Origin of the sequence: Streptomyces qinglanensis, from assembly GCF_900111245.1 — a bacterium.
GTDB lineage: Bacteria > Actinomycetota > Actinomycetes > Streptomycetales > Streptomycetaceae > Streptomyces > Streptomyces qinglanensis.
Genome location: NZ_FOGO01000022.1, coordinates 21,695 through 29,831 on the forward strand (window position 1 = coordinate 21,695; position 8,137 = coordinate 29,831).

7 protein-coding genes and 2 rRNA genes are annotated in these 8,137 nt (G+C 71.2%); 5 read left to right on the forward strand and 4 right to left on the reverse strand.

Annotated elements, in window-relative coordinates:
* Position 1: 1 nt before the first annotated feature.
* Both mtrA and mtnA read right to left on the reverse strand, forming a co-directional pair.
* Positions 2 to 679, reverse strand: a complete 678-nt coding sequence (gene mtrA, locus BMX65_RS30580; protein WP_019354225.1) for a two-component system response regulator MtrA — start codon at positions 677 to 679, stop codon at positions 2 to 4.
* A complete protein-coding gene (gene mtnA / locus BMX65_RS30585) occupies positions 676 to 1,803 on the reverse strand; it encodes an S-methyl-5-thioribose-1-phosphate isomerase (RefSeq protein WP_075003608.1) in 1,128 nt (375 codons plus the stop codon). Before mtnA ends, mtrA begins: the two co-directional genes overlap by 4 nt.
* A gap of 128 nt (positions 1,804 to 1,931) precedes the next feature.
* Between mtnA and BMX65_RS30590 the strand changes: the two genes are divergently transcribed.
* From BMX65_RS30590 to BMX65_RS30610, 5 genes are read left to right on the forward strand one after another with little or no spacing between them, the layout of a single operon-like run.
* The gene (locus BMX65_RS30590; protein ID WP_075003609.1) at positions 1,932 to 3,293 is read left to right on the forward strand and encodes a hypothetical protein; all 1,362 of its coding nucleotides are present in this window, start codon (positions 1,932 to 1,934) and stop codon (positions 3,291 to 3,293) included.
* A gap of 4 nt (positions 3,294 to 3,297) precedes the next feature.
* The gene (locus BMX65_RS30595; RefSeq protein WP_075003610.1) at positions 3,298 to 4,035 is read left to right on the forward strand and encodes a DUF4129 domain-containing protein; all 738 of its coding nucleotides are present in this window, start codon (positions 3,298 to 3,300) and stop codon (positions 4,033 to 4,035) included.
* A complete protein-coding gene (locus BMX65_RS30600) occupies positions 4,023 to 5,285 on the forward strand; it encodes a DUF4350 domain-containing protein (protein ID WP_338068966.1) in 1,263 nt (420 codons plus the stop codon). The genes BMX65_RS30595 and BMX65_RS30600 overlap by 13 nt, the downstream gene beginning before the upstream one ends.
* Positions 5,282 to 6,247 carry an AAA family ATPase gene (locus BMX65_RS30605; RefSeq protein ID WP_075003612.1) on the forward strand — a complete coding sequence of 322 codons (966 nt, stop codon included), beginning with the start codon at positions 5,282 to 5,284 and terminating at the stop codon, positions 6,245 to 6,247. The genes BMX65_RS30600 and BMX65_RS30605 overlap by 4 nt, the downstream gene beginning before the upstream one ends.
* Positions 6,248 to 6,264: 17 nt before the next feature.
* Complete coding sequence (locus BMX65_RS30610; protein ID WP_075003613.1) at positions 6,265 to 7,575, forward strand: DUF58 domain-containing protein; 1,311 nt, start codon at positions 6,265 to 6,267, stop codon at positions 7,573 to 7,575.
* 271 nt (positions 7,576 to 7,846) lie between these two features.
* Here the strand turns inward: BMX65_RS30610 and rrf are convergent.
* Positions 7,847 to 7,963 (reverse strand): 5S ribosomal RNA (gene rrf, locus BMX65_RS30615).
* A 100-nt stretch (positions 7,964 to 8,063) separates the two neighbouring features.
* Positions 8,064 to 8,137: ribosomal RNA gene (locus tag BMX65_RS30620) — 23S ribosomal RNA — on the reverse strand; the annotation flags it as partial.

Consider the following 8,137-nt stretch of genomic DNA (forward strand, 5'->3'; position numbering starts at 1 on the left):
CTCAGCCCGGCCCGGCCTTGTAGCCCACACCCCGCACGGTCACGACGATCTCCGGCCGCTCCGGGTCCTTCTCGACCTTCGAGCGCAGCCGCTGCACGTGCACATTGACCAGCCTGGTGTCCGCCGCGTGCCGGTAGCCCCACACCTGCTCCAGCAGCACCTCGCGCGTGAAGACCTGCCACGGCTTCCGCGCCAGCGCCACCAGGAGGTCGAACTCGAGCGGGGTCAGGGCTATGGACCGGCCCTCCCGCTTGACCGAGTGCCCGGCCACATCGATCACCAGGTCGCCGATGGCCAACTGCTCCGGCGCGGGCTCCTCGGAGCGCCGCAACCGCGCCCTGATCCGCGCCACCAGTTCCTTGGGCTTGAACGGTTTGACGATGTAGTCGTCGGCCCCCGACTCGAGCCCGACCACCACGTCGACCGTGTCGCTCTTGGCCGTGAGCATGACCACCGGCACACCGGATTCCGCCCGGATCAGGCGGCACACCTCGATTCCGTCCCTCCCCGGCAGCATCAGGTCGAGCAGCACCAGATCCGGCTTGGTCTCCCGAAAGGCGGCGAGCGCCTTGTCGCCGTCCGCGACGAACGACGGTTCGAAGCCTTCTCCACGCAGCACAATGCCGAGCATTTCCGCCAGTGCGGTGTCGTCATCGACGACAAGGACGCGTCCCTTCATGCCTTCATCATCCCATTAGCCGATCGTGACGCTCGCTTTCGTGATGTGGAACACAGTTCCGCGATCCCGGCGGCCGTCACGGGCGAGGCTGTCCCCTCATCCGTGACCACCGCCGTGACCAGGGCGGACGGCGTCACATCGAACGCCGGATTGTAGGCGTGCGCCCCCACCGGAGCCAGCGCCGGGCCCCCTCCAGCACCCGCCGGACCCGATCCCGGCCCGGGTCCCACCGTCACCTCATGAGCCGCCCGCTGCTCCACTTCGATACCACTGCCCGTCTCCGTGTCCGGATCGATCGTGGTCACCGGAGCCACCACCACGAACGGCACCCCATGGTGGCCCGCCAGCACCGCCAGCGGATACGTACCGACCTTGTTCGCCACCGAGCCGTCCGCCGCGATCCGGTCGGCGCCGACGAGCACCGCATCCACCTCACCAGCCGCGAACAGCGACCCGGCGGCACCGTCCGCCAGCACGCTGTAGGCCATCCCCGCCTCGGCCGCCTCGTACGCCGTCAGCCTCGACCCCTGCAGCAGCGGACGCGTCTCCCCCACCCACAGCCGCCGCAGCTCACCGGCCCGATGCACGGCCTTCACCACGGCCAGCGCCGTGCCCTCACCACCGGACACCAGCCTGCCGGTGTTGCAGTGCGTCAGGATCCGCAGTCCGCCACCGGGCACCAGACCCGCCAGCAGCTCCCTCCCGTGCCCGGCCATCCGCGCACTCGCCTCGGCGTCCTCCCGGTGCAGCTCCCGCGCCGCAGCCAGCGCCCGGGCAGCCGCGTGCGCCGCACCGCCACCGGCAGCCTCCCGATACGCGGCCTCCACCCGCCGCGCCCCGTAGGCGAGGTTCACCGCCGTCGGCCGCGCATGTGCCAACTGCTCCGCGGCCTCCGCCACGTCGAAACGCCGCGCCGCGGCCAATGCGACCCCGTAGCCACCGGCGACACCCAGAACCGGCGCACCCCGCACCGCCAGCGACCGAATGGCGGCCACCAGCGCGGGCACGTCCGCGCACACCAGCTCCGCCTCCTCCACCGGCAGCCGGGTCTGGTCGAGAAGGACCACCACAGGCCCCTCCGATGACTCCTCGTAACGGATCACGGGCACACACTCGTCAGCCATCCGTCCAGTCTGCCCGTTCGGCGCAGGCCACCTGAAGGGCGTCGCAGGCTCCCGACTGGCCGCACCCGCACCGCCCCGTGGCACGATGGGCAGCCCACCAGGCCCGGGATTACACGAGGTGACCTCACGTGAACGACTCCCCGGACCGGGCTTCGCCCGGATCCGCTTCGCCCGACCCCCGCCCCTCCGGCACGCCCGGACCGCGCGTCGGGGGCCCGACGGGCGACGACACGGAGCGCACCGCACCCGAGACACCCCGGCCCGAGGCGGACGACCGCCCCCGCAACTGGGCCGCCGACCAGCCGCCTGCCGCCCCGCAGGGGTGGGACTGGGGCAACCGGGACGACAGCCGCGGCCGGCGCGGCAGCCGGGAGCAGATCCCGCAGCAGCACCCCGGCGGCCCGCGAGGGGGGACAGCGGGCCCCGGAGCCGTACCCCCCGGCCCCGCCTCGGGCTGGAACCACAACGGCCCGCCCGCAGCCTGGGCACACCCGCCGCAGGCCGCGAAGCCCGGCGTCGTCCCGCTCCGCCCCCTGGGCATCGGGGAGATCCTGGACGGCTCCGTCAGCGCCATGCGGGCCCACTGGCGCACCGCGCTGGGCATCGCCCTCGTCGTCGCCGTCCTCACCGAGCTCGTCTCGGTCCTCACCATGCGCCTCTGGCTCGGCGACTCGACCGCGTTCGAGACGCTGACCAAGAACGACGAGCCCAGCCTCGAGGAACTGAACAACGCCCTCACCGACACGCTCAGCACCCTGAGCGTGACCTGGATCGTCGGCATGCTCGGCACCGTGGTCGCCACCGCCATGCTCACCGTGGTCGTCAGCCGTGCGGTCCTCGGCCGCCAGGTCACTCCCGGTGAGGCATGGCGCGATGCACGCCCGCAGCTCCCCCGCCTGCTGGGCCTGCTGCTCCTCCTTCCCCTCCTGGTCTGCCTCGTCCTCTTCGGCTGCCTGCTCCCCGGGATACTCGTCGCGTTTGCGGGACCGGTCGGCCTGGCGCTCCTCCTGCTGTTCTTCGGGCTGCTGGGCGGAATCGCCGCCGCAGCCTGGGTCTGGGTCCGCTTCTGCCTCGCGCCGCCCGCGCTGATGCTGGAGAAGCAGGGGCTGATCGCGGCCATGCGGCGCTCGGCCAAACTGGTGACCGGAAGCTGGTGGCGCATCCTGGGCATCCAACTGCTCACTCTGGTGCTGATCACCGCCATCTCCTTCGTGGTCTCGCTGCCGACCACCGCCGTCTCCGCACTCGTCAGCGGCGGCGACACCCTCACCGACCCCGCGGCCGCGACGACCTGGAGCTCCCTCGTCATCAACGGCATCGGCTCCGTCCTGGCCTCGACCGTGGCCCTCCCCCTCAGCGCGGGCATCACCGCCCTCCTCTACCTCGACCAACGCATCCGACGCGAGGCCCTCGACCTCGAGCTGGCCCGCGCGGCAGGCGTCCCCGGCTTCGAGCACCGGGACACCGAACCCCCCACCGCGGGAGGCTGACACCGTGCCGGGGGGACACACCGAAGCGCTCTCCCGCTGCCGCGCCGCCGCTCTCCACCGGACGGCCACCGCGGACGAGGGCGACGGCCCCGTCACCATCCCCCGGCTACCGGCCCGCGAGGACGCCGAGCGGGAACTGTCCCGCCCCGAATACCACCAGCACGATCCCTCCCTGCTGCACCGCGCCCTCGACTGGCTGTGGGACCGCCTCGGCGACCTGCTCCGCACCGCCGCCGAAGCCGCCCCGGGCGGATCTGTGGGCCTCACCGTCCTGGCCTGCGTCCTCGTCCTTCTCCTCGTCGCCCTCCGCCTGCGGCTGGGCTCCCTTCGCGCCCGCCCCACCACCGACTCCGCGGCCCTGTTCACCGACCGGCTCCGCAACGCGGCCGAACACCGCGCAGCCGCCGCATCCCACGCCGGGGCCGACCGCTGGAATCCGGCTGTCCAGGAACGGATGCGCGCCCTGGTCCGCTCCCTGGAGGAGCGCGCACTGCTCGACCCCCGCCCTGGCCGCACAGCCGACGAAGCCACCAACGAGGCCGCCACCGACCTCCCCGAACTCGCCGAACAGCTACGGGCCGCCGCCCGCATCTTCGACGAGGTCACCTACGCCGACCGACCGGCCGGCCCCACCGACTACGCCCTCCTCCGCGACCTGGACAACGCCCTCCTCCACACCAGACCCAACCCGCCCGCGAGCCGCACCCCCACAGCGCCGACTCCCCACGGATGGGCCGTGTGACGACCACTGCCCCCACCTCCACCTCACCCCTCGCACGTCACATATGGCAGCGGGCCCGCGGGCTTCTCCTGGCTGCCGCGCTGCTCGCTGTCGCCGGGGTGACCCTCGCCGCACTCCGCTCCGCCGAGCACACCGCCCCACTGGACCCCCGCTCGGCCTCGCCCGAGGGCAGCAAGGCCCTCGCCCGCCTGCTCACCGACCGGGGCGTGCACACCACAGTCCTCACCGACTCCTCCGCCCTGCGCCGACGGACCGGACCCGACACCACACTCCTCGTCCCCTTCCCCAACTCCCTCACCGAGCGTCAACGCGCCGCCCTCCACACAGCGGCCGAGGACTCCGGCCGCACCGTCCTGCTGGCGCCTGACGCGAAGACAACCGCCGCTCTCACCCCCGGCATCCGCACCTTCGCCGCCCTACCCGTCCAGCCGACACCTCCGGACTGCGACCTGCCCGCGGCGCGCCGCGCCGACAGTGCGGACCTCGGCGGACACCGCTACGGCACCACCGACCGACTCGCCGAGAGGTGCTATCCGAGGAACGGCCGCGCCACCCTGCTGCGCCTCCGCACGCCGTCCCGCGGCGACACCGTCCTCCTGGGTACGGCCGACCCCCTCCGCAACGAACACCTCGATCACCACGGCAACGCCTCCCTGGTCCTGCAACTCCTCGGGCCCCACCCACAGCTCCTCTGGTACCTCCCCTCCGACAGCGGTGCGGCTCCCTCCGACGACCAGGAGCGCAGCTTCTTCGACCTGGTGCCCGGCGGCTGGTCCTGGGCGGCCGTACAGCTGGCCGTCGCGGCCCTCCTCGCCGCCCTGTGGAGGGCACGGCGCCTGGGCCCTCTCGTCACCGAACAGCTCCCGGTCACTGTGCCCGCAGCGGAGGCGACGGAGGGAAGATCCCGCCTCTACCGGAGAGCCAACGATCGCGGTCACGCGGCCGACGCCCTCCGCACTGCCTGCCGCGGCCGGCTCGCCCTCCTGACCGGAGTGCCTCGTGCACAGGCCGATGACCCCGAGGCACTGGTCCCTGTCCTGACCGCCCGAGCAGCGGACCGAGCGTCACCCGGACCGGATGAACCGCTGCACGACGAGGCCAGTATCCGCTCCCTCCTCTTCGGCTCCCCTCCTCCGAACGACTCCGCACTGCTCCGCCTCGCGGAGGAACTCGACCTCCTTGAGCAACTCTTCGCCCCCTTCGGTCCGCAGCAGCACCGTCGACAGACAGACAAGGACATCGCCCCGTGAGCGCCCCCTCCGCAGACAGCGCCCGCAGCGCCCTCGAAGCCCTCCGCCAGGAAATCTCCAAGGCCGTCGTAGGACAGGACGCCGCAGTCACCGGTCTCGTCATCGCCCTGCTGTGCCGAGGGCACGTACTGCTCGAGGGTGTGCCGGGTGTCGCCAAGACACTCCTCGTGCGCACCCTGGCCACCGCACTCGAACTCGACACCAGAAGAGTGCAGTTCACACCGGACCTGATGCCCGGCGACGTCACCGGTTCACTGATCTACGACTCGCGCGCAGCCACGTTCTCCTTCCAACCCGGCCCGGTGTTCACCAATCTCCTGCTCGCCGACGAGATCAACCGCACTCCTCCGAAAACTCAGGCATCGCTGCTGGAAGCCATGGAAGAACACCAGGTCTCGGTCGACGGCAGACCCCATCCGCTGCCCGAGCCCTTCCTCGTCGCCGCCACCCAGAACCCCGTCGAGTACGAGGGGACCTACCCCCTGCCCGAGGCCCAGCTCGACCGCTTCCTGCTGAAACTGACCATCCCGCTACCCTCTCGGGACACCGAGCTCGATGTACTCACGCGGCACGCCGAGGGCTTCGACCCCCGGGACCTGGCCGCCATGGGCGTACGCCCTGTCGCGGGCCGCGCCGAGATCGAAGCTGCGCGCGCAGCCGTCGCCCGGACCACCGTCTCCCCCGACGTCACCGGCTATGTCGTCGATATCTGCCGTGCCACCCGCGATTCCCCCTCGCTCTCCCTCGGGGTCTCCCCCCGAGGCGCTACCGCTCTGCTCTCCGCCGCCCGCGCCTGGGCCTGGCTCACCGGTCGGGACTACGTCACGCCCGACGACGTGAAGGCATTCGCCCCGCCCACGCTCCGGCACCGGGTCCGGCTACGACCCGAGGCCGAGATGGAAGGTGTCACCTCTGACAGCGTGCTGCACTCCGTTCTGACCCACACCCCTGTCCCCCGCTGAGAAGTCCGGTTCCTTCCATGGCCCTCACCGGCAGAACAGCCCTCGCAGCCGCCTTGGCCACGCTCATCGTGGGCCTCCTGCTGCCCAGTTGGACCGGAATCCTCGCCGTCGAACTCCCCTTGCTGATCGCCATCGTGGCCGACCTGTTCCTGGCCGCGCCAGTGAGTCAGCTTCAGTTCACCCGAAGCGGTGACACATCAGTTCGACTCGGCGAACAGGCACTCGTCTCTCTCGTCGTCACGAACCCCAGTACCCGCGCCCTGCACGCGGACCTCCGCGACGCCTGGCCGCCCAGCAGTTGGCCGCACGACCTCTCCGGCCGTGCGAGCCGCCACACGCTGCGCGTACCTCCTGGAGAGCGACGCCGCGTCACCACGCGGCTCGAGCCCACCCGCCGCGGGGACCGCGAAGCCGTGCGCGTCACGGTCCGTTCGCACGGCCCCCTGGGCCTCGCCGCCCGCCAAGGGCATCACGAGGTCCCCTGGACCGTCCGCGTCCTTCCCGCCTTCCCGAGTCGGAGGCTCCTTCCGGGGAAACTGGCCCGCCTCCGCGAACTCGACGGCCGCACAAGCATCCTGACCAGCGGTGACGGGACCGAGTTCGACAGCCTGCGGGAATACGCGCCCGGAGACGACACCCGTTCCATCGACTGGCGTGCCACGGCACGACGCGGGGACGTGGCCGTCCGGACCTGGCGGCCCGAGCGGGACCGCCGGATCCTCCTCGTCCTCGACACGGGCCGCACATCGGCAGGCCGAGTCGGTGACGTTCCCCGCCTCGACGTGGCCATGGACGCAGCACTGCTCCTCGCCGCCTCGGCCGTCCGCGCCGGCGACCGCGTCGACCTGCTCGCCCATGATCGTGTCACCAGGACGAGCGTCACGGGCCGCTCCGGCCCCGGCACGCTGCCCGCGCTCGTAGCGGCCATGGCCCCTCTCGAGCCCGTTCTCACGGAATCCGACCTGCGCGCTCTGGCGGCAAGAGCTCTCCGTACGACACCCAGCGGATCGCTCCTGGTCCTCCTGACCGGGCTCGATCGCGCACCGGTCGACGAGGGGCTGCTGCCAGTTCTGCCGCTCCTCACCCGACGGCACGCTGTTCTTGTCGCCTCGGTATCCGATCCCCGCATCAGGGAGATGGCGCGCGGACGGGGCACTCTCGACGCGGTGTACGGGGCTGCAGCAGCGGCACAGGCGCTCGGGGAACGACAGGAGACGGCCGAGCGTCTGCGTCGGCACGGCGTGACTGTCGTGGACGAGCCCCCGGCCAGAATCGCCTCCGCACTCACCGACGTCTATCTCTCGCTCAAAGCGGCGGGACGGTTGTGAACGGGGAGGCAGGGGCCTTTCGGCTCCGGACGGTTCCGGGAACCGGACCAAACCAGGGGGCGGCCTCAGAAAGGGCGGGCGGACAGAGCCGGACGACCATCGGCACGCGTACTGCGCTGCAGATCGTCCACCTCGGAAGCCGGATCGCCGCAAACCGGATGACCGCCAGGGGCAGCCGGCCGACAAGGACGGTTGGAGGCGGGAAGACGAATCGGTTCTGAACGTGAGAAAGCCCCGTCGGATGAATCCGACGGGGCTTTCCCCACAAAGAGTTCGGCGGCGTCCTACTCTCCCACACGCTCCCGCATGCAGTACCATCGGCGCTGAAAGGCTTAGCTTCCGGGTTCGGAATGTGACCGGGCGTTTCCCTCACGCTATGACCACCGAAACACGGTGAAACACACAACCAGCAGCACAACACACCCCAACGACAGGGTGGTGCTTGCACGGTTGTTGTCTCAGAACCAACACAGTGGACGCGAGCCTCTATGGACAAGCCCTCGGCCTATTAGTACCGGTCACCTCCACACGTTACCGTGCTTCCAGATCCGGCCTATCAACC